Source organism: Streptomyces sp. NPDC002513 (assembly GCF_053595355.1).
Genome location: NZ_JBSFXK010000027.1, coordinates 24987 through 43896 on the forward strand (window position 1 = coordinate 24987; position 18910 = coordinate 43896).

Here is an 18910-nt window from a genome sequence, read left to right on the forward strand (position 1 = left end):
CGGCTTCGGCCGGTGCGCCGGCCTGCCGCCCCTCGCGGTCTCCCGCCGGTGGTGCTGTGCCCGCCGCCGCCCGCCGCCCGCCTCCGGTCGCCGGGCAGGGGCGACTGGGCGGCGTACGAGGTCAGGTGCGGTGAACGTACGCTCGTCCGGGCGGACTTGCCGCGCGAGGTGCGAGGCGCACGAGGCGCACGGCGCATGCGCCGTGTACGACCTCGCGAGGGCCACACGGCAGGCGGGCCAAGGGAGTTGAGCGCGGGAGTGAGCCGATGACGAGCCGGGTGACGTTGATCTCGCCCGCGATGAACGCGGCGTTGCGGCAGGCCCGCTTCGACGACGGGTGCCCGCTCGACGCGGCCGGCGCGGCGCGCGCCCGGTCGGCGGCGGGTTCGCCTCCCCCGGCCGACCGGGTACTGGTCTCCCCCACCGTGCGCTGCCGGGAGACGGCGTCGGCGCTCGGCCTCGCCGCGGCTGCCGGACCCGCGCCGGCCGGGCTGGACGTGGGCCGATGGCGCGGCCGGACGCTGGAGGAGGTCGGCGTCGACGAGCCGGACGCCGTGGGGCTGTGGCTGGCGGACCCTTCGGCCGCTCCGCACGGCGGGGAGTCGGTGCACGAACTGTGCGCACGGGTGGGCGGGTGGCTGGACGAGACCGCGCAGCTGTCTGGCCGCACGGTCGCCGTCGTGGAGCCGGAGATCGTACGGGCCGTCGTCGTGCGGGTGCTCGCGGCACCGGACTCGGCCTTCTGGCGGATCGACGTGCCGCCGCTGACCGCCACCGAGTTCACCGGCCGCGCCGGACGGTGGAACATGACCCTGGGGACGGCGCTCGGCTGCCGCAGCGAAGTCGGCGCTCCCTGAAGCCGATCCCCCCGCCAGGTTCACCCCCGGGCCGCTCCTCGGGCGGGCTCCGGGACGACAGCCCGCCCGCGATGGCGGAGTCTTGCCCGTAACGCATTTCCCGGGGGACCGTGAACCCGATGGAGCGCGAAGGGACTCGAAGGGCCGATTTCTACGCCTCGAACCCTGTTTGCGAAATTGCGCGCGCCGGAATCGCCGCCCCTGGTCCGAGCACGCGCAATCGCCCCGAGCCGCCCGTCCGGGCCGCAGCGCGTGCGCAGATATTCCCAACTCGGCCGATATGCAACCGCCTGCACATCGCCGCCCATCGCACGCTGCACCGCATGTCCACAGGACCCGCCGAAGAATGCTCCATTGGGACTAAAAAATCCTGAAATACCGCGCCAGAACTGACCGATAAATGCCCCATGTGCTGTTCTTCAACTGAAATCTTTCGACAGGCCGCTTCCGGCACCGGACGCATGGGCGCCGGCTGCATCAGGCCTCCGGCATGAAGGGTCAATCCTCGTGAGTCAAGGTAACGGCATGCGCCCCGGCGCTCGACACCCCGGCGCGGTGTCAGTGCTCACCGTAGTGGGCATCATGACGGCGCTGACTGCGGGCATGGCTTCCTCCACCGCGGTCGCCGCCCCCAGCAACTCCGTCAGCAAGGTGAAAGGGGTGCATTCCCCGGCACAGTCGCGGCAGGTCGGCGTCGACCTCGCGGTGACGAAGACGGGCCCGGCGTCCGCGGCGGAGGGTCAGGCCGTCACCTACACCATCACGGTGACGAACAACAGCTCCAGCCCCTCGAGCGGGTACACCGTCACCGACTACCTTCCGACGGGTATCCGCGGTGTGGTGCCCCCGGCCGGGTGCTCCATCCCCGCCCCGGGCCTGCTGACCTGCACCCACGGTTCGCTGGCCGCTCACGACAGCGCCACGCTCACCGTCGCCGGCACCGCCGGTCAGGGTTACACCAACCTCCACAACGTCGTGACCGTAGAAGGCCTCGAACCCGACCCTGACTACAGCAACAACGCGGACGCCGTACGCACCGCCATCACACAGCGGCAAGTGGATCTGGCGTTGTCCAAGTCGGGGCCGTCGTCGGCATCCGCCAACAGCCGGGTGACGTACACCCTCACAGTGAGGGACAACAGCTCGAGCGCCTCGAGCGGCTGGATCGTCACCGACCAGCTTCCGTCGGCTCTGCACGGCCCGTACACCACCTCGCCGGGCTGCACCGTCTCCGCCTCCAACCTGCTGGCCTGCTCCGGCGGTGCGCTGGCCGCGGGAGGCACCGCCACGGTCACCGTGACCGGCGTCGCCGGCCCGGACTTCAACCGCATCCGGAACACGGCGACGGTCCGCGGCAACGAGTCCGACCCTGACCTGGGCAACAACACGGCCAGCAACCGGGTCGGTCGATCCGCCCTCAGGTTCACCAAGACCATGGAGGCGCCCCGGACGATCCGGCCGGGTGACACCGTCCGGTACACCATCAGGGTCCGCAACACCGGCGACCTGGACCTCGTGGGCAACAACCAGGCGCACTTCACCGACGATCTGACCGGTGTGCTGGACGACGCCCGGTTCGACAACGACGAAAACGCCAGCGTCGGCGTCACCGGCTACGCCCAGCCGCGGCTCACCTGGACGGGTCCGCTCCGGCGCGGTGAGTCGGCAGTCATCCGCTACTCGATCACCGTCGATCGCCGGGACTTCGGCGACCTGAGGCTGCAGAACGGGCTGGTCTCCGACGCCCCCGGCAGCAACTGCCCGACGGTCGGCGCCAGCAGGGAGTGCTCGACGCTCGGCACCGTCCACGTCCGGGACAAGGACGCCACCAGGTCGCACGCCGCTCGGCGGTGACGACCGGACGAAGAGTGCCCCGGGGCCGCTGGGCGGGCCCGGGGCACCGTCGTGTGCAGAACCCGCGTCCGCGGCCCGCATTGGGGTGAGAGCCGCGGCAACTTCGTTTTATACGAGGAAAGAACGTCAACGGTTCCGTGGGACACATCGGAGGGCCTCGCGCACGCGCGAGGCACGGGCACCAGGAGGAACCGATGACACCGAGGTCACGCGTCCACTGCCGACACCGTCGCCTCGTCGCCCTGGCCGTCATGGCGGGGTCCCTGGTGGTGACCGGCGCACCGGGGGCATCGGCCGCGGGAACGACGGGGGTTCGGCCCCGGGGAGACGGCAGCACCTCGATGTGCCGCCTCGCCACCGGGCCTGATCAGCGCGAGGTGGAGAAGTACCTGGGCCTGCCTCAGGACGGGAAGCAGTCGGAGCGGGACTGCGCGGCGATCCGCACCCTGCAGACCACGTACGGCATCAGCCCGGCGGACGGATACGCCGGGTCGGTGAGCCACCGGGCCGCGGTGGCGGACTGGGCCGCCCGGCACAAGGAGTCGCTCACCGGGTGTTCCGGGCGGTTCAGGCGCCTGGTCTGTGTCGACCAGTCGCGCCAGTTGCTGTGGGTGCAGCAGGGCGCGAAGATCGTCTTCGGCCCGGTCCCCGCGCGCACCGGAATGTCCGGCCACCGCACCCGCAACGGGACGCACAAGATCTACCGGCGGGTGGAGAAGTTCTGGTCCGGTCTGTACGACGCCGCCATGCCGTTCAGTCAGTTCTTCGACCGCGGCCAGGCCCTCCACGCCAGCTACCGCCCGATCTTCGAGGACCCGGGCTCCCACGGCTGTGTGAACCTCCGCTACGCCGACGCGAAGGCCCTGTGGCCCATGCTGCACGTCGGCGACGGCGTCACCGTCTGGGGCACACGCGGCGACAACTGACCCCGCACACCGCTTCGATAGGGTTTCCCCCGTTGATCAGAAGGGGGCTGACATGCGGCTTCGTTGTGCCGTACTCGACGACTTCCAGCGGATCGCGACCTCCGTCGCGAACTGGTCGCCCGTGGCGGACCGGGTGGAGGTGGTGTCCTTCGCCGAGCACTTCGCCGACGAGGACACCCTGGCCGAGGCGCTCGCCGGGTTCGACATCGTGGTCACGCTGCGCGAACGCGTGCCCTTCCCCTCCTCCTTGCTGGCCCGGTTGCCCCGGCTGAAGTTGCTCATCGCCTCCGGGATGCGGAACTCCGTCATCGACTACGCCGCCGCGGCGGCGCACGGCGTGACCGTCTGCGGCACCGCCAGTTCCTCCACCCCGCCCGTCGAGCTGACCTGGGCGCTGCTGCTCGGGCTCGCGCGGGGGATCGTGACGGAGAGCAACGCCCTGCGGGACGGCGGTCCCTGGCAGAGCACGGTGGGCGCGGATCTGCACGGGCGGCGGCTCGGGCTGCTCGGACTCGGGAAGATCGGCGGCCGCGTGGCCCGGGTCGGGCTCGCCTTCGGCATGGAGGTCGCCGCCTGGAGCCGGCACCTCACCCAGGAGCGCGCGGACGAGGTCGGCGTCGAACGCGCTGCCTCCCTGGAGGAGTTGCTCACCAGCAGCGACTTCGTTTCGGTGCACCTCGTGCTCGGGGACCGCACCCGCGGGCTGATCGGCGCCCGTGAACTCGCCCTGCTGAAACCGACCGCCTATCTGGTCAACACCTCGCGCGCCGCCCTCGTGGATCAGGACGCCCTGCTCGCCGCCCTGCACGAGGGCCGCATCGCCGGCGCGGGAGTCGACGTCTTCGACCTGGAGCCGCTCCCGGCCGGCCATCCGATGCGCACCGCACCGCGGCTGCTGGCCACCCCGCACCTCGGGTACGTCTCCCGCGCCAACTACGCGACGTACTACGGCGAGGCCGTCGAGGACATCCAGGCGTACCTGGCCGGGGAGCCGGTGCGCCGCCTCGGCTGACCGTGCACGGCCGCCGGCCGGAGCGCCCGTGCACGCCGACAGCCGCCGACGGGCCTGGTGGCCGGCCGACGGCTGTGCGGTGCGGTGCATCGCTGCGGCTCGGAGCGCCCTGCGCTACGGGACTCGGGTCGCCGCGTGCCGCAGAGCGCTCAGCTCGTCGAGTGCGACGGCATGGGCGTCAACTTGGGCGTCAGCAGGGGCGACACCATGGGCGATGCGGAGGGCTTCGGCGAGGGCACCGACGGAAGGCTGGGCAGAGCCGACGGGCCGGAGGGGTTGGGAAGGGGCAGCAGCCCGCCGGTGACGAAGCCCGCGGCGAGGACCTTGGCGAGATCGTTCACCACCGTCGTGGCCGCCGGCGCGACCTGGCTCGTGTCGTCGGAGGTGGCGGCCGCGAGCAGCTTGTCGGTCGACTGGCGCAGGTCGGCGATGGCGTCGGCCTCGTCGGCATCCGGAGCCTGGGTGGCCGGTGAGGCCATGGTCACCTGGGCGATGGCGTCGTCCAGCGCCTTGCCGAGCCTGGCCGCCTCGTCGGCCGGGATCCGGTTGTGGTGCGCCTTGAGTACGGCGTCCAGCAGGTCGGTGACCGGGCGCACCAGGACATCGGCGCTCGGGGGGAGGGGGGCCGTCTCCGCGGGGACGCGGCCACGCGCCGAGGCGTGGTCGGCCGCCACGGCGGTCGGTCCGGTGATTCCGATGAGCAGCAGGGCGCAGAGCGCTGGGGAGGCAAAGCGCCGCGCGGACAGAACACGCATGATGTTCCTTTCGTCGTCAGGCTTGGTGCCTGAGATTCACCGTGAAAGGGGACATCGCGGACTGCAACCGTTCGGCCGCTCGGTGTAGCTGGACAGGGTGACGTCGTCGCCCTCGTCGTGCCTGGTGAGAGGCCCTGTGGAGAGATCGAAACGCACACCACCCGTTCGGCGGAACAGCCGGGTGGCCCGGACATACGCCGACCGGCCGTCTCCCGAAGGAGAACGGCCGGCCAGAAGGGTCCGCTCGGACGTCAGCTGCTGGCGCAGTTGTTCGGGCCCGCCGGGTTCAGCAGGCCGATGACGGTGGCCGTCACCCCGCAGACGTTGGCCGGGACGTGGATCGGGGCCTGCACGACGTTGCCCGACGCGATGCCCGGCGAGGCGTCGGAGGCGGCGCTGGCGCCACTGTCGGCGGCGGCGATACCCGCGGCGCCCGCCACGGCCGCAGCGGCAACGGTGGTCAGGGCCAGGCCCTTCGCGATACGCGACATGGAGAGGTGCTCCTTGGAAGTCGTCACAACAACCGGGCGGAATGCCCGACGCCGAGTCAACTGCGAGGCCCCCGTCCTGGTTGCGCCCCCGATGGGGTGATCTCCTGAATTGCCGGACTTCACAACGCCGACACATGTGACACTCCGTCACCCGCACAGGCGCGCCCGGGCGCGCCGCGCGATCGGCGGCGGCCCACCCGGACCGGACGGCACACATCCTGCTCCGACGCCGGGCCCGTAGCGGCCGCCGGCGCGGGACCCGGCTTCGGCAGGGCCGACTTCGAGCCGCCCCGAAACCATGTCAAGCAATCGTCCGAATGTCCGGACAAAGCATTGACAGGGTTCCCTTCGCGCAGCTAGACCTGGGGGCAGCCGAGGTGAAGGGAACTCGATGGAGGAGTCCGAGGAGTGGGGTCCGCACGGCGCCGGTGCCCCGTACGACCTGATCACCATGGGCCGGATCGGCGTGGATCTCTATCCGCTGCAGACGGGCGTGCCCCTGCCCCAGGTGACGGCCTTCGGGAAGTTCCTGGGCGGGTCGGCGACGAACGTCGCGGTCGCCGCTGCCCGCCTCGGACGCCGGACGGCGGTGATCACGCGCACGGGTGACGACCCCTTCGGCACCTACCTCCACGAGGCGCTGCGCGGCTTCGGCGTCGACGACCGCTGGGTGACCCCGGTCGCGGGGCTGCCGACCCCGGTCACCTTCTGCGAGGTCTTCCCGCCGGACGACTTCCCGCTGTACTTCTACCGCCTGCCCAAGGCGCCGGACCTGGAGATCGGCGCGCACGAGCTGGACCTGGACGCGATCCGCGCCGCGCGCGTCTTCTGGATGACGGGCACGGGCCTGAGCGAGGAGCCGAGCCGCACCGCGACGCTCGCCGCCCTCGCCCACCGCGCCACGTCCGGTACGACGGTCTTCGACCTCGACTGGCGTCCCATGTTCTGGCAGGACGCCGGCTCCGCGCGCCCCTTCTACGCCGAGGCCCTGCGCCACACCACGGTCGCCGTCGGCAACGTCGACGAGGTGGAGATCGCCACCGGGGAGCGCGACCCGCACGCCGCCGCCCAGGCCCTGCTGGACGCCGGCGTCGCCCTCGCGGTGGTCAAGCAGGGAGCCAAGGGCGTGCTCGCGGTCAGCGCCGCGGGCGAGTCGGCGGAGGTCCCCCCACTCCCGGTCAAGGTCCTCAACGGCCTCGGTGCCGGCGACGCCTTCGGCGGGTCGCTCTGCCACGGGCTGCTCGCGGGCTGGGACCTGGAGCGGATCATGCGGTACGCGAACGCCGCGGGGGCGATCGTGGCCTCCCGTCTGGAGTGCTCGTCCGCGATGCCCACGCCCTCGGAGATCGAGGACGCGGTCACGGCGGGAGCGGTGCGATGAGGGCGGGACGCGTCGGGGGCGCCCGGCGCATTCGCCGCCGTACCCGGCGGACGGTGACATCGCCTGGGCCGTGGACAACGCCGTAGGACTTCTGTGAGGGCCGCATGAGCAACGAGCTGTACGTTCCCCGGGGCGCGACCGCGAACGCGCGGTACGCCCTCGACATCGACCCCGAGCGGGCCGGCTGGAGCCACAGCAGTCTGCGGGTCGTGGAGCTGCGGCCGGGGGACACCCATCTGTTCACCACCGGTGACAGCGAGTGGATCGTGCTTCCCCTCCAGGGCGCCTGTACCGTGCGCGTCGAGGACGCGACATGGCAACTCCTGGGCAGGGACACCGTCTTCGCGGGGGTATCGGACTTCGCGTACGTGCCCCGTGACGCCCGGGTGCAGATCGCCTCCGGCGCGGGAGGCCGCTTCGCCCTGGCAGGAGCGAGGTGCGAGCGCCGACTCCCCGCCCGCTACGGCCCCGCGCCGGAGGTTCCCGTCGAAGACCGCGGCAGCGGCGGATGCGCCCGCCAGGTGCGCAACTTCGCCTCCGCCGACGCCTTCGCGTGCGACAAGCTCATCGCCGTCGAGGTGATCACGCCCGGCGGCCACTGGTCCTCGTACCCGCCGCACAAGCACGACGAGACGCGGCCGGGCGAGGAGACCGAGCTGGAGGAGATCTACTACTTCGAGATCGAGGGGCCGAACGGCTTCGGGTACCAGCGCGTGTTCCCCTCGCGCGAGGGCGGCTCCGACGTCCTCGCCGAGGTCCGCACCGGCGACGCCGTCCTCGTCCCCGACGGCTGGCACGGCCCCTCGATCGCCCAGCCCGGGCACACCATGTACTACCTGAACGTCATGGCCGGACCGGGTGAGGAGCGCCAGTGGCGGATCCGCTTCCACCCCGACCACACGGAGGGATACCGATGACCTCGACGACGAGGCTCACGGTCGCTCAGGCGCTCGTACGCTTCCTGGCCGCCCAGTACACCGAGCGCGACGGCGTGCGCCGTCGGCTGATCGGCGCCACCTGGGGCATCTTCGGCCACGGCAATGTCGCGGGCCTCGGGCAGGCGCTGGTCGAGTACGGCGACGTCATGCCCTTCCACCAGGGCCGCAACGAGCAGTCGATGGTGCACGCGGCGGTCGGCTACGCCCGGCAGTCGAACCGGCTGTCCGCGCACGCGGTGACGACGTCCATCGGCCCCGGCGCCACCAACCTGGTCACGGGCGCCGCCCTCGCCACGATCAACCACCTCCCGGTCCTGCTGCTGCCCGGCGACGTCTTCGCCACCCGCCCGGCGGACCCGGTGCTCCAGCAACTGGAGGTCCCCCATGCCGGTGATGTGTCCGTCAACGACTGTCTGCGGCCGGTGTCGAGGTACTTCGACCGGATCACCCGCCCCGAGGCGCTGATCCCGGCCGCCCTCCAGGCGATGCGCGTGCTCACCGACCCGGTCGACACGGGCGCGGTGACGCTCGCACTGCCGCAGGACGTCCAGGCGGAAGGCTACGACTGGCCGCCGGAGTTCTTCGCCGAGCGGACCTGGACGGTGCGCCGCCCGGGCGCCGACCCGGTCGAACTCGCCGATGCCGTCCAGGCGGTCCGGGCCGCCCTGCGCCCGCTCGTGGTGGCCGGCGGCGGCGTCCGCCACAGCCGTGCGGAGGCGGCGCTCGCGGAGTTCGCCGAGGCCACCGGCATCCCGGTCGCCGCCACCCAGGCCGGCAAGGGCTCGCTGCGCTGGGACCACCCGCAGGACGTCGGCGGTATCGGCCACACCGGCACGGCGACCGCCGACGAACTGGCCCGCACAGCCGACCTGGTGATCGGGGTCGGCACCCGCTACACCGACTTCACCACGGCCTCCGGCACCCTCTTCGCCGGGGAGGGCGTGCGCTTCCTCAACCTCAACATCGCCCCGTTCGACAGCCACAAGCTCTCCGGGCTGCCGCTGGTCGCTGACGCCCGCAGCGGCCTGGAGGAGCTGACCGAGGCGCTGGAACTGCACGGGCACCGCGCCGATCCCCGGTACGTCGCCGAGTACACGGAGGACAAGCAGCGCTGGGAGCACCGCGTGGACGCCTGCTTCGAGGCCGACGAGCCGGTTGTACGGCCGACGCAGCCGCAGGTCATCGGCGCGCTGGACGCCGTGGTGGACGAGTCCGACATCCTCGTGGGCGCGGCCGGCTCGCTCCCCGGCGATCTGCACAAGCTGTGGCGCACCCGTTCGCCGGACCAGTACCACCTGGAGTACGGCTACTCGTGCATGGGCTACGAGATCCCGGCCGCGATCGGCGTGAAGATGGCGGCACCCGACCGTCCGGTGTGGGCGCTGGTCGGTGACGGCACCTATCTGATGATGCCGACGGAGATCGTCACGGCCGTGCAGGAGGGGATCGCGATCAAGGTTCTGCTCGTGCAGAACCACGGCTACGCGTCCATCGGCGGCCTGTCGGAGTCCGTGGGCGGGGAGCGGTTCGGCACCGCCTACCGCTTCCGGTCCGCGGACGGTGCCTACACGGGGGCGCCGCTGCCCGTGGACCTGGCCGCCAACGCGGCCAGCCTGGGCATGCGCGTACTGCGCGCGAAGACCGTGGGTGACCTGCGGGCCGCGCTCGCCGAGGCGCGCGCCGCTCAGACTCCCACATGTGTCTACGTGGAGACCGAAACCGCAGACACTGTGTCGGGCGCACCTCCGGCGCAGGCCTGGTGGGATGTACCCGTGGCCGAGACCGCGACAAGGCCGTCGGCGGTCACGGCGCGCGAGGAGTACGACCGGCACGTCTCGACCCGGCGCCGCCATCTGTGAAGGAGTTCTTGGGCATGACGAAGATCGTCAACCACTGGATCGGCGGCAAGACCGTCGACGGCGCGTCAGGCACGTACGGGCCCGTGACGGACCCGGCGACCGGCGCGGTCACCACCCAGGTCGCTTTCGCGACCGTGGACGAGGTGGACGCGGCCGTGGCCGCGGCCAAGGAGGCGTTCGTGACGTGGGGGCAGTCCTCACTCGCGCAGCGCACGTCCGTTCTCTTCGCGTTCCGGGCGCTGCTGGACGCGCACCGCGACGAGATCGCCGAGCTGATCACCGCCGAGCACGGCAAGGTGCACAGCGACGCGCTCGGCGAGGTGGCGCGCGGCCTGGAGATCGTCGACCTGGCCTGCGGCATCAACGTACAGCTGAAGGGCGAGCTGTCCACGCAGGTGGCGAGCCGGGTGGATGTGGCCTCGATCCGGCAGCCGCTCGGTGTCGTCGCGGGCATCACGCCGTTCAACTTCCCGGCGATGGTCCCGATGTGGATGTTCCCGATCGCGATCGCGTGCGGCAACACCTTCGTGCTGAAGCCGTCCGAGAAGGACCCGTCGGTGTCCGTCCGCCTCGCCGAGCTGCTCGCGCAGGCGGGTCTGCCGGACGGTGTCTTCAACGTCGTCCACGGCGACAAGGTGGCCGTGGACCGGCTCCTTGCGCACCCGGACGTCACGGCGGTGTCGTTCGTCGGCTCGACCCCGATCGCCCGCTACATCCACACCACCGCCACCGCGAACGGCAAGCGCGTGCAGGCCCTGGGCGGCGCCAAGAACCACATGCTGGTGCTGCCGGACGCCGACCTGGACGCTGCGGCGGACGCGGCGGTCTCCGCGGCGTACGGCTCGGCGGGCGAGCGCTGCATGGCGATCTCCGCCGTGGTGGCGGTCGGCGCCATCGGCGACGCGCTGGTGGAGAAGATCCGCGAGCGCGCCGAGAAGATCAAGATCGGTCCGGGCGACGACCCGGCCTCCGAGATGGGCCCGCTGATCACCAAGGCGCACCGCGACAAGGTGGCGTCGTATGTGACGGGCGCGGCGGCGGAGGGCGCCGAGGTCGTCCTGGACGGTTCGGCGTACACCTATGAAGGCGCCGGCTACGAGGACGGCCACTGGATCGGCATCTCGCTGCTGGACAAGGTGCCGACCACGGCGAAGGCGTACCAGGACGAGATCTTCGGCCCGGTGCTGTGCGTGCTGCGCGCCGAGACGTACGAGGACGGCGTCGCCCTCATCAACGACTCGCCGTTCGGCAACGGCACCGCGATCTTCACCCGGGACGGCGGCGCGGCCCGCCGCTTCCAGCTCGAGATCCAGGCGGGCATGGTCGGCGTGAACGTGCCGATCCCGGTCCCGGTGGGCTACCACTCCTTCGGCGGCTGGAAGGACTCGCTCTTCGGCGACCATCACATCTACGGCAACGACGGCACGCACTTCTACACCCGCGGCAAGGTGATCACCACCCGCTGGCCCGACCCGTCCGAGGCCCCGGCGGGTGTGGACCTGGGGTTCCCGCGCAATCACTGAGCGGAGTCGTGAGCCCCCGTCAGGCCGTCCGGATTCCGGACGGCCTGACATTTTTTTGACACCTTCGCTGCGGTTCCCGTGTGGGCGCCATTGAAGGGGTGACGCAGGCCCGTTGCGATTTTTACCTTCGAAAGCAAGGTCCAATCACTCACAAGCTTGACTAAAGAGACAGACGAACGTCATGTCCTGGGAAAGCTACGTGACGCAGGCCTCTTTACAACTGCGGATTCCGAAGGTTAACGGCCATTGACGCACTGGTTTTCGCCGGGGTTCCATGCAGCGCACCGGGAGAGGACGAGCAGTAGGACGACCCAGCCTCCGGAGGCGATAACGCTCCCGCCCGAACCACCGCCGCACGAGTCGATCGGAACCGCCGCATGACCGACACGCTCCGCCCTGTCGAGAACCCCGTCGCCCCGGCGCCGGAGAGCAGTCCTCAGACGCTCAAACGTTCCATCGGCGTCGTCGGCGGCACCCTGCTCACGCTGTCGTGCGTGACGCCCGCCTCCACGCTCTTCGTGGTCGTTCCCGACCTGTTCGGCTCGCTGGGCACCGCCACCGCCCTCACGATCGCCATCGGCTCCCTCCTCTGTATCGCCGTGGCGTTCTGCTACTCGGAGCTGGGCACCCTGATCCCCAGTGCCGGCGGCGAGTACGCCATGGTCTCGACGCTGGCCGGGCGGCTCGCGGGCTGGCTGGTCTTCGTCCTGTCGCTGCTGGTCGTCATGATCGTCCCGCCGGTGATCGCCATGGGCACGGCGGACTACCTCGCCCCGATCGTGCACCTCGACCCGGCGATGACGGGCGCGAGCGTCATGCTGCTCGCCACCCTCGCCGGACTGCTGGACCTGCGCGCCAACGCCTGGATCACCGGCATCTTCCTGGTCCTTGAGGTGGTGGCCGCGGGCGTCGTCGCGGTCCTGGGCTTCGCCCACAGCGAGCGCGGCCTCGGCAGCCTGGTCTCGATGCAGGTGGCCGGCTCCGGCGGCCACACGGACACCGTGACGGCCATGCTGGTGGTCTCCGGGCTCGCCATCGCCCTCTTCGTCACCCAGGGCTTCTCGACCGCCGTCTACCTCTCCGAGGAACTGGAGAACCCGCGCCGCAACGTCGCCCGCACGGTCCTCGCCACCCTCGCCATCTCCTCGGTCGTCATCCTGGTCCCGGTCGTGGCGATCACCATGGGCGCACCCGACCTGAAGGCGCTGACGAGCGGCGACATCAGCACCATGGTCACCGCCTGGTCCAACTCGGCCGTCGGCACCTTCGTGAGCCTGTGCGTGGCGCTCGCCATCATCAACGCGGGCATCGTCATGGTCATCCAGAACTCCCGGGTGCTGTTCGCCTCCGCCCGCGACAAGGCCTGGCCCGAGCCGGTCAACCAGGGCCTGGCCAGGCTCGGCCGGTTCGGTTCCCCGTGGGTCGCCACCCTCGTCGTCGGCGTCCCGGGCGCGCTGCTGTGCTTCGTCAACCTGGACACGCTCTACGGCGTCACGGGCGTCTCGGTGACCGGCATGTACCTGCTGGTGGCGGTCGCCGCACTGCTCGCCCGGCGCGGCGCGCACCGGCACACGTCCGCGTGGCGGATGCCGCTGTGGCCGGCGATGCCGCTCCTGCTGATCGTGGTCCTCGCGTACATCCTCAGCCAGCAGGAGGTCGGCTACCTGCTGTGGACGGGCGGCATCACCGCGGCGGCCACCCTGTACTGGGCGCTCTACCTCCGCCCCCGCCGCGACACCCGCTGGCTGGTGTCGATCCCGGAGGACGCGCAGGCCTGAGCCCGGGCGCGGGCCGCCCCGGCGCGAGCGGTCCTCCCGCTCCGGCCGGAGCGGCCTACGGTGTCCGGCCCGGCGGAACGCGGCCCGGAAGGCGAACCCCACGCCGAGGAGCGGCACTTGGGCCGTGCCGCGGACAGCCGGCCGACGGGGAGCACCCGGTGGCAGCACAGCGCGTCTCACCGCGCCGCCGTACCGCGACCGCGGTACACGGCATCGGGTCCCTACGCCTGGGGGAGGGGCCGGAGTTCCGACCGGCGAGTGCAGCGGTTGTCGGTGGCGGCCTTTACCGTTGACGCATGGATCTTCGACTGCCCGCGGTCCGGGGGCTGCGCCGAGGGGCCGTGGCCGCCGTCGCCGCGGTCGTCCTCGTGCTGGCCGGCATCGGCACGTGGACGGCCGTCGCCTCGGACGACGCGCCTGCCGTGCACCGCGCCGACAGGGTCATGGACATGGGCGGCGGCGTACGGATCGACACGTCGTACTTCATCGCGGGGCCCGCCGGCCGCCGCCCGGCCGTCCTGCTCGCCCACGGTTTCGGCGGCAGCAAGGACGACGTCAGAGACCAGGCGGTCAAGCTCGCCCGGGACGGGTACGCCGTGCTGACCTGGTCGGCGCGCGGCTTCGGAAAGTCCACGGGACGCATCGGGCTGAACGATCCCCGGGGCGAGGTCGCCGACGTCTCGAAGCTGATCGACTGGCTGGCGAAGCAGCCCGAGGTCGAGCTGGACAAGCCCGGCGACCCACGCGTGGGCATGGCGGGCGCGTCGTACGGCGGGGCGGTCTCGCTGCTGGCGGCCGGTCTCGACCACCGGGTGGACGCGATCGCCCCGGAGATCACGTACTGGAACCTGGCGGACGCCCTGTTCCCGAACGGCGTGTTCAAGAAGCTGTGGGCGGGCGTCTTCGTGAACTCCGGCGGGGGCTGCGCCCAGTTCACCGCCGAGCTGTGCCGGATGTACGACCGGGTGGCGGAGTCCGGCACGCCCGACGCGCAGGCGCGCGCCCTGCTCCAGGAGCGCTCCCCCTCCGCCGTCGGCAAGGACATCAAGGTGCCCACGCTGCTCGTGCAGGGCCAGTCCGACTCGCTGTTCCCGCTCGGCCAGGCGGACGCGGCGGCCCGGACCATCCGGGCGAACGGCGCGCCCGTGGACGTCGACTGGATCCCGGGCGGGCACGACGGCGGCGACCTGGAGACGAACCGCGTCCAGGCGCGCGTCACGGCATGGTTCGACCGCTATCTGCAGGACGAGAAGGGCACGGACACCGGGCCCGCGTTCCGGATCACCCGGACCGGGGGCATCGACTCCACGGACGGCACGGTCCAGTTGAGCGGTGCGAGCGCGGACACCTACCCCGGTCTGGAGAGCGGGCGGCGGACGGTCCCGCTGACCGGTCGCCAGCAGAGCTTCGCGAACCCGGCCGGCGCCAGCCCGCCCGCGGTCTCCTCGCTCCCCGGCCTCGGCGGCCTCGGCGGCCTGTCCCAGCTGTCGTCGGTGGGCGTCGGGGTGTCGCTCGACTTCCCCGGGCAGTACGCGCACTTCGACTCGGCCCCGGTCCGCGACGACCTGTGGATCACCGGGTCGCCGACGGTGACCGTCCATGTGACGTCGACGAGCGACGACGCCGTGCTCTTCGGGAAGGTGTACGACGTCGGCCCCGGCGGCGGCCCGCCGGTGCTGCCCTCGCAACTGGTCGCGCCCGTCCGGGTGACCGGCGCCCGGAGCGGCAAGGACGTCACGCTCACCCTGCCGGCCGTCGACCACGAGGTGCAGAAGGGCCACCGGCTGCGGCTGGTGCTCGCCTCCACGGACCTCGGCTATGCGTCCCCGGCCGCGCCGGCCACCTACCGGGTCTCCCTGAAGAGCGGCCTCGCGGTGCCGACGGCACCGGGCGTGACGACCGCGGCGCCCCCGCTGCCCTCCTGGGTGTGGTGGCTGCCGGTCGCCGGAGCGGTGGCCGCGGCGGCCCTGCTCCTGACGGGCCGTCGCCGTACGGCGGCACCGGCTCCCGACCCCGCGCTCGCCGATGTCCCGTTGCAGATCACGGGCCTGAGCAAGCGGTACGCGAAGTCCGCCGACCGGTACGCGGTGCGGGATGTGTCCTTCCGGGTGGAGACGGGCCAGGTGCTGGGTCTGCTCGGGCCGAACGGCGCGGGCAAGACGACGACACTCCGCATGCTGATGGGTCTCATCACGCCGGACAGCGGCGAGATCCGGGTCTTCGGCCATGCGATCCGCCCGGGCGCACCGGTGCTGTCGCGGGTCGGCGCCTTCGTGGAGGGCGCGGGCTTCCTGCCGCACCTGTCGGGCCGGGAGAACCTGGAGCTGTACTGGAAGGCGACCGGCCGCCCGCCCGAGGACGCACACCTGGACGAGGCGCTTCGGATCGCGGCGCTCGGCGACGCGCTGTCCCGCGCGGTCCGCACCTACTCCCAGGGCATGCGCCAGCGGCTCGCCCTCGCGCAGGCGATGCTCGGTCTGCCGGACCTGCTGATCCTCGACGAACCGACCAACGGTCTGGACCCGCCGCAGATCCGCGAGATGCGCGAGGTCATGATCCGGTACGCGGCGGGGGGCCGCACGGTCATCGTCTCCAGCCATCTGCTGGCGGAGGTCGAACAGTCCAGCACACACCTGGCGGTCATGGACCGCGGCCGACTGGTCCAGGCGGGGCCGGTGAGCGAGATCGTGGGCTCCGGCGACACCCTGCTCGTGGGCCTGGCGGCCGACATCGCCGACCCGCTGGTGGAGAAGGTGGCCGCGCTGCCCGGCGTCGCGTCGGCGGTACGGGCGGAGGGCGGACTGCTGGTGCGCCTCACCCCGGCCACGGAACCGGCCGCCTCCCCGGAGCCGGCCGCCTCCACCGTGGCGGCCGTGGTGCCGGGAGAGCCGACCGCCTCCACCGTCTCCCCCACCGTCTCTCCCGGCGGGTCCGCCGGGCCGGTCGCCTCCGGTTCCGCGGCCGCGGCCCGGCTGCTCGTCGAGCTGGTGCGGCTCGACGTGCCCGTGGCCTCGCTCGGGCCCCACCGTCGGCTCGAGGACGCCTTCCTCACCCTGATCGGAGGTTCCGCATGAGTGCGCTCGCCGAGCGGGCCGAGACGGCCGACGGGTACCGGGCGCGGCGGACGCTCCCGCTCCGCGTCGAGCTGGTCCGGCAGTTGAAGCGGCGCCGTACGCTCGTCATGGGCGCGGTCCTGGCCCTGCTGCCGTTCGTGCTGGCCGTCGCCTTCGCCGTCGGCAAACCGGGCGACCGCAACGGGCAGGTCACGCTCATGGACACGGCGACCGCGTCGGGCGCCAACTTCGCCGCGGTGAACCTCTTCGTCTCCGCCGGGTTCCTGCTGGTGATCCCGGTCGCCCTGTTCTGCGGGGACACGGTCGCCTCCGAGGCGAGCTGGTCCTCGCTGCGCTATCTGCTCGCGGCGCCCGTCCCGCGCGCCCGTCTGCTGTGGTCCAAGCTCGCGGTCGGACTGGGTCTGAGCCTCGCGGCCATGGTGCTGCTGCCGGTCGTCGCGCTCGCGGTGGGAACGGCGGTCTACGGCTGGGGACCGCTGGAGCTGCCGACCGGCGGTGCCCTCGCCGCGGGCACGGCGGCCCAGCGGCTCGTGGTCGTGGTGGCGTACATCTTCGTGTCCCAACTGGTCACCGCCGGGCTCGCGTTCTGGCTGTCGACCCGGACGGACGCACCGCTGGGCGCGGTGGGCGGCGCGGTGGGCCTCACGATCGTCGGAAACGTGCTGGACGCGATCACCGCCCTCGGGCACTGGCGCGACTTCCTGCCCGCACACTGGCAGTTCGCCTGGGCGGACGCCGTCCAGCCCCGTCCCGAGTGGTCCGGCATGATCCAGGGCACGGCGATTTCCCTCACGTACGCGCTGGTGCTGTTCGCCCTGGCCTTCCGCGGTTTCGCGCGCAAGGACATCGTCTCGTAGGGCCTGCCGTCACCCTCGTGCCGTCGCCCGGAGGGCAGGCGGGAGTTCGACGGCAGGCCCGGGAGTGACGGAGGATCTCCCACCGGTCTCGGCGGGCGTCCCGGCTGCGGGACCTCGGTCGGCCCGGCCGCCCCGGACCACCGCCGCACGGCCCCTCGGTGGCTTCGCCGCACGGGTCCGCGGCGGCTCCGCGTCACTCGAAAGGCCCCTGCCGGGCAGGGCCGCCCGGCCTGCGGTCCGGGCCCGTATTTCCGCTATAAGCACCATGACCGTTCCCCGAACGGCCGACCGGGTGAATCGCCGAAACCATTGCAGGAGCGCCTGGTTGATGGCAGGGCAGGACACATGCCTCTGCCGGGAAAGGAACGCGGAAAAATGCTCAGGAAGGCAATGGCCGTGGCAGCGGTCGTGGCGTGTGCCGTCGCTGCCACGGCGGCGGCCGCTCCCCGGGCGCTTGCCCTCGGCGACGACGGACGCACCACGTCCACCGGCTCGGACATCGCCCCGGTCATCGCCCCGGCCGTCGTCCCGGGTGCGTCCGGCGACCAGGCGACCGGGGACGGTACGAGCCCGCAGTCCTCCCTGCTGCAGCCCTCTTTGGACCGGCTCGGGGCCGGTCGGCCGGCGACGGCCGGCACCGGTCCGGTGGCCGGTGCCGTACCGGTCGCGGCCCAGGGCGCACCACTTCTCCCGGGCGGGCCCACGGCCGCCCGCTGAGTACCCGGCGTCAATACCCGGTACTCGTCGTGCGTGTGAATTCGGCGATGGCATTCGGGTGAATTGCCCGGAGCCCTCCGATCGGGAGTTGCTTCGGTCCTCTATTCCTCGTTTCACAGACTGCAGGTCGTGCGGCGAGCCGCTCAAGCCGCGCTCGCTCGGTTTCGGCCGTCACAGGGGCACGACCGCGAAGAAGGGAACGTACGTGAAGCACAAGAAAAGCGCCGCCGTCATCGCCGGTGCCGTCATGGCGCTCGGCATGGCCGCTCCGGCCATGGCCGACTCGGGTGCCGAGGGCACCGCGAGCACCTCCCCGGGTGTCCTGTCCGGGAACCTCGTCCAGGTCCCCGTGGACATTCCGCTCAACGTCTGCGGCAACACCATCAGCGTCGTCGGGCTGCTCAACCCGGCCGCCGGCAACGCCTGCGCGACCACCTGACGTCATGGCCGCCGACGGCTGACGTCGTGACACATCAGCTGCCGGACTGTGTCTCGGCCGGCCTTGGACTCCTCTGTTCCGGTTCCAGGGCCGGCCTTCCCCCTTCACCTACTTCTACCAGCAGGAAGACAACGAGATTGCGACAGACCCTGAGCAGGGGAATGGTCGCGGCGGCCGCCGCGACGGGCATTCTGTCCCTGTGTGGCAACCCGGTGTACGCGGACTCGCACGCCGACGGCACTGCGAACGGATCGCCCGGCGTCGCCTCCGGCAACACCATCCAGGCCCCCGTCCACATCCCGGTCAACATCTGCGGTAACACGGTCGGTGTGATCGCCGCGTTGAACCCCGCGTTCGGCAACGTCTGCGCCCACACCTCCGGCGGTCAGGCCGCGGGGACGGGTGCGCACGCCACCGGCACCACGGCCGGCTCGCCCGGCGTCGCCTCC

16 protein-coding genes are annotated in these 18910 nt (G+C 71.9%); 14 read left to right on the forward strand and 2 right to left on the reverse strand.

What is annotated here, in order from left to right; genetic code table 11:
- The first annotated feature begins 266 nt into the window (after nt 1-266).
- The 4 genes from ACWD5Q_RS19135 (at nt 267) to ACWD5Q_RS19150 (ending at nt 4649) form a co-directional block, all read left to right on the forward strand.
- Complete coding sequence (locus ACWD5Q_RS19135; protein WP_451428184.1) at nt 267-857, forward strand: histidine phosphatase family protein; 591 nt, start codon at nt 267-269, stop codon at nt 855-857.
- Between the two features lie 582 nt (nt 858-1439).
- Nucleotides 1440-2711 carry a DUF7927 domain-containing protein gene (locus ACWD5Q_RS19140; protein ID WP_451428185.1) on the forward strand — a complete coding sequence of 424 codons (1272 nt, stop codon included), beginning with the start codon at nt 1440-1442 and terminating at the stop codon, nt 2709-2711.
- A gap of 194 nt (nt 2712-2905) precedes the next feature.
- Complete coding sequence (locus ACWD5Q_RS19145; protein WP_451428186.1) at nt 2906-3637, forward strand: L,D-transpeptidase; 732 nt, start codon at nt 2906-2908, stop codon at nt 3635-3637.
- 52 nt (nt 3638-3689) lie between these two features.
- Nucleotides 3690-4649: a D-2-hydroxyacid dehydrogenase family protein gene (locus tag ACWD5Q_RS19150; protein ID WP_451428187.1), complete on the forward strand. Its 960-nt coding sequence runs from the start codon at nt 3690-3692 to the stop codon at nt 4647-4649.
- 149 nt (nt 4650-4798) lie between these two features.
- Here the strand turns inward: ACWD5Q_RS19150 and ACWD5Q_RS19155 are convergent, their stop codons facing one another.
- Both ACWD5Q_RS19155 and ACWD5Q_RS19160 read right to left on the reverse strand, forming a co-directional pair.
- Nucleotides 4799-5404: a hypothetical protein gene (locus tag ACWD5Q_RS19155; RefSeq protein WP_451428188.1), complete on the reverse strand. Its 606-nt coding sequence runs from the start codon at nt 5402-5404 to the stop codon at nt 4799-4801.
- Between the two features lie 251 nt (nt 5405-5655).
- Nucleotides 5656-5895, reverse strand: a complete 240-nt coding sequence (locus tag ACWD5Q_RS19160; protein WP_451428189.1) for a chaplin — start codon at nt 5893-5895, stop codon at nt 5656-5658.
- A 391-nt stretch (nt 5896-6286) separates the two neighbouring features.
- Here ACWD5Q_RS19160 and iolC point away from each other — a divergent pair, with 391 nt between their 5' ends.
- The 10 genes from iolC to ACWD5Q_RS19210 all read left to right on the forward strand — a co-directional run.
- Nucleotides 6287-7276, forward strand: coding sequence for a 5-dehydro-2-deoxygluconokinase (iolC, locus tag ACWD5Q_RS19165; protein WP_451428190.1), 990 nt, complete (start codon nt 6287-6289; stop codon nt 7274-7276).
- 104 nt (nt 7277-7380) lie between these two features.
- Complete coding sequence (iolB, locus tag ACWD5Q_RS19170; protein ID WP_451428191.1) at nt 7381-8193, forward strand: 5-deoxy-glucuronate isomerase; 813 nt, start codon at nt 7381-7383, stop codon at nt 8191-8193.
- Nucleotides 8190-10073, forward strand: a complete 1884-nt coding sequence (gene iolD, locus ACWD5Q_RS19175) for a 3D-(3,5/4)-trihydroxycyclohexane-1,2-dione acylhydrolase (decyclizing) (RefSeq protein WP_451428192.1) — start codon at nt 8190-8192, stop codon at nt 10071-10073. The genes iolB and iolD overlap by 4 nt, the downstream gene beginning before the upstream one ends.
- A gap of 14 nt (nt 10074-10087) precedes the next feature.
- On the forward strand, nt 10088-11596 hold the full coding sequence (mmsA, locus tag ACWD5Q_RS19180; protein ID WP_451428193.1) for a CoA-acylating methylmalonate-semialdehyde dehydrogenase: 1509 nt from the start codon (nt 10088-10090) through the stop codon (nt 11594-11596).
- Nucleotides 11597-11973: 377 nt separating this feature from the next.
- Complete coding sequence (locus tag ACWD5Q_RS19185) at nt 11974-13374, forward strand: APC family permease (RefSeq protein ID WP_451428194.1); 1401 nt, start codon at nt 11974-11976, stop codon at nt 13372-13374.
- Between the two features lie 296 nt (nt 13375-13670).
- Nucleotides 13671-16448 (forward strand): alpha/beta fold hydrolase, encoded by a 2778-nt coding sequence (locus ACWD5Q_RS19190; RefSeq protein ID WP_451428195.1) that lies wholly within the window; start codon nt 13671-13673, stop codon nt 16446-16448.
- Nucleotides 16445-17305 (forward strand): ABC transporter permease, encoded by an 861-nt coding sequence (locus ACWD5Q_RS19195; protein WP_451428196.1) that lies wholly within the window; start codon nt 16445-16447, stop codon nt 17303-17305. The genes ACWD5Q_RS19190 and ACWD5Q_RS19195 overlap by 4 nt, the downstream gene beginning before the upstream one ends.
- A 375-nt stretch (nt 17306-17680) precedes the next feature.
- Nucleotides 17681-18022: a rodlin gene (locus ACWD5Q_RS19200; protein WP_451428197.1), complete on the forward strand. Its 342-nt coding sequence runs from the start codon at nt 17681-17683 to the stop codon at nt 18020-18022.
- A 247-nt stretch (nt 18023-18269) separates the two neighbouring features.
- Complete coding sequence (locus tag ACWD5Q_RS19205; protein ID WP_451428242.1) at nt 18270-18461, forward strand: chaplin; 192 nt, start codon at nt 18270-18272, stop codon at nt 18459-18461.
- A gap of 161 nt (nt 18462-18622) precedes the next feature.
- The coding region (locus tag ACWD5Q_RS19210) for a chaplin (RefSeq protein WP_451428243.1) at nt 18623-18910 on the forward strand (288 nt) is incomplete at its 3' end.

Bases quoted from the DNA above. Each gene is read 5' to 3' on its own strand.
- ACWD5Q_RS19135 (WP_451428184.1), top strand. From the start codon at position 267: ATGACGAGCCGGGTGACGTTGATCTCGCCCGCGATGAACGCGGCGTTG.
- ACWD5Q_RS19140 (WP_451428185.1), top strand. From the start codon at position 1,440: ATGACGGCGCTGACTGCGGGCATGGCTTCCTCCACCGCGGTCGCCGCC.
- ACWD5Q_RS19145 (WP_451428186.1), top strand. From the start codon at position 2,906: ATGACACCGAGGTCACGCGTCCACTGCCGACACCGTCGCCTCGTCGCC.
- ACWD5Q_RS19150 (WP_451428187.1), top strand. From the start codon at position 3,690: ATGCGGCTTCGTTGTGCCGTACTCGACGACTTCCAGCGGATCGCGACC.
- ACWD5Q_RS19155 (WP_451428188.1), bottom strand. From the start codon at position 5,404: ATGCGTGTTCTGTCCGCGCGGCGCTTTGCCTCCCCAGCGCTCTGCGCC.
- ACWD5Q_RS19160 (WP_451428189.1), bottom strand. From the start codon at position 5,895: ATGTCGCGTATCGCGAAGGGCCTGGCCCTGACCACCGTTGCCGCTGCG.
- iolC (WP_451428190.1), top strand. From the start codon at position 6,287: ATGGAGGAGTCCGAGGAGTGGGGTCCGCACGGCGCCGGTGCCCCGTAC.
- iolB (WP_451428191.1), top strand. From the start codon at position 7,381: ATGAGCAACGAGCTGTACGTTCCCCGGGGCGCGACCGCGAACGCGCGG.
- iolD (WP_451428192.1), top strand. From the start codon at position 8,190: ATGACCTCGACGACGAGGCTCACGGTCGCTCAGGCGCTCGTACGCTTC.
- mmsA (WP_451428193.1), top strand. From the start codon at position 10,088: ATGACGAAGATCGTCAACCACTGGATCGGCGGCAAGACCGTCGACGGC.
- ACWD5Q_RS19185 (WP_451428194.1), top strand. From the start codon at position 11,974: ATGACCGACACGCTCCGCCCTGTCGAGAACCCCGTCGCCCCGGCGCCG.
- ACWD5Q_RS19190 (WP_451428195.1), top strand. From the start codon at position 13,671: ATGGATCTTCGACTGCCCGCGGTCCGGGGGCTGCGCCGAGGGGCCGTG.
- ACWD5Q_RS19195 (WP_451428196.1), top strand. From the start codon at position 16,445: ATGAGTGCGCTCGCCGAGCGGGCCGAGACGGCCGACGGGTACCGGGCG.
- ACWD5Q_RS19200 (WP_451428197.1), top strand. From the start codon at position 17,681: ATGCTCAGGAAGGCAATGGCCGTGGCAGCGGTCGTGGCGTGTGCCGTC.
- ACWD5Q_RS19205 (WP_451428242.1), top strand. From the start codon at position 18,270: ATGGCGCTCGGCATGGCCGCTCCGGCCATGGCCGACTCGGGTGCCGAG.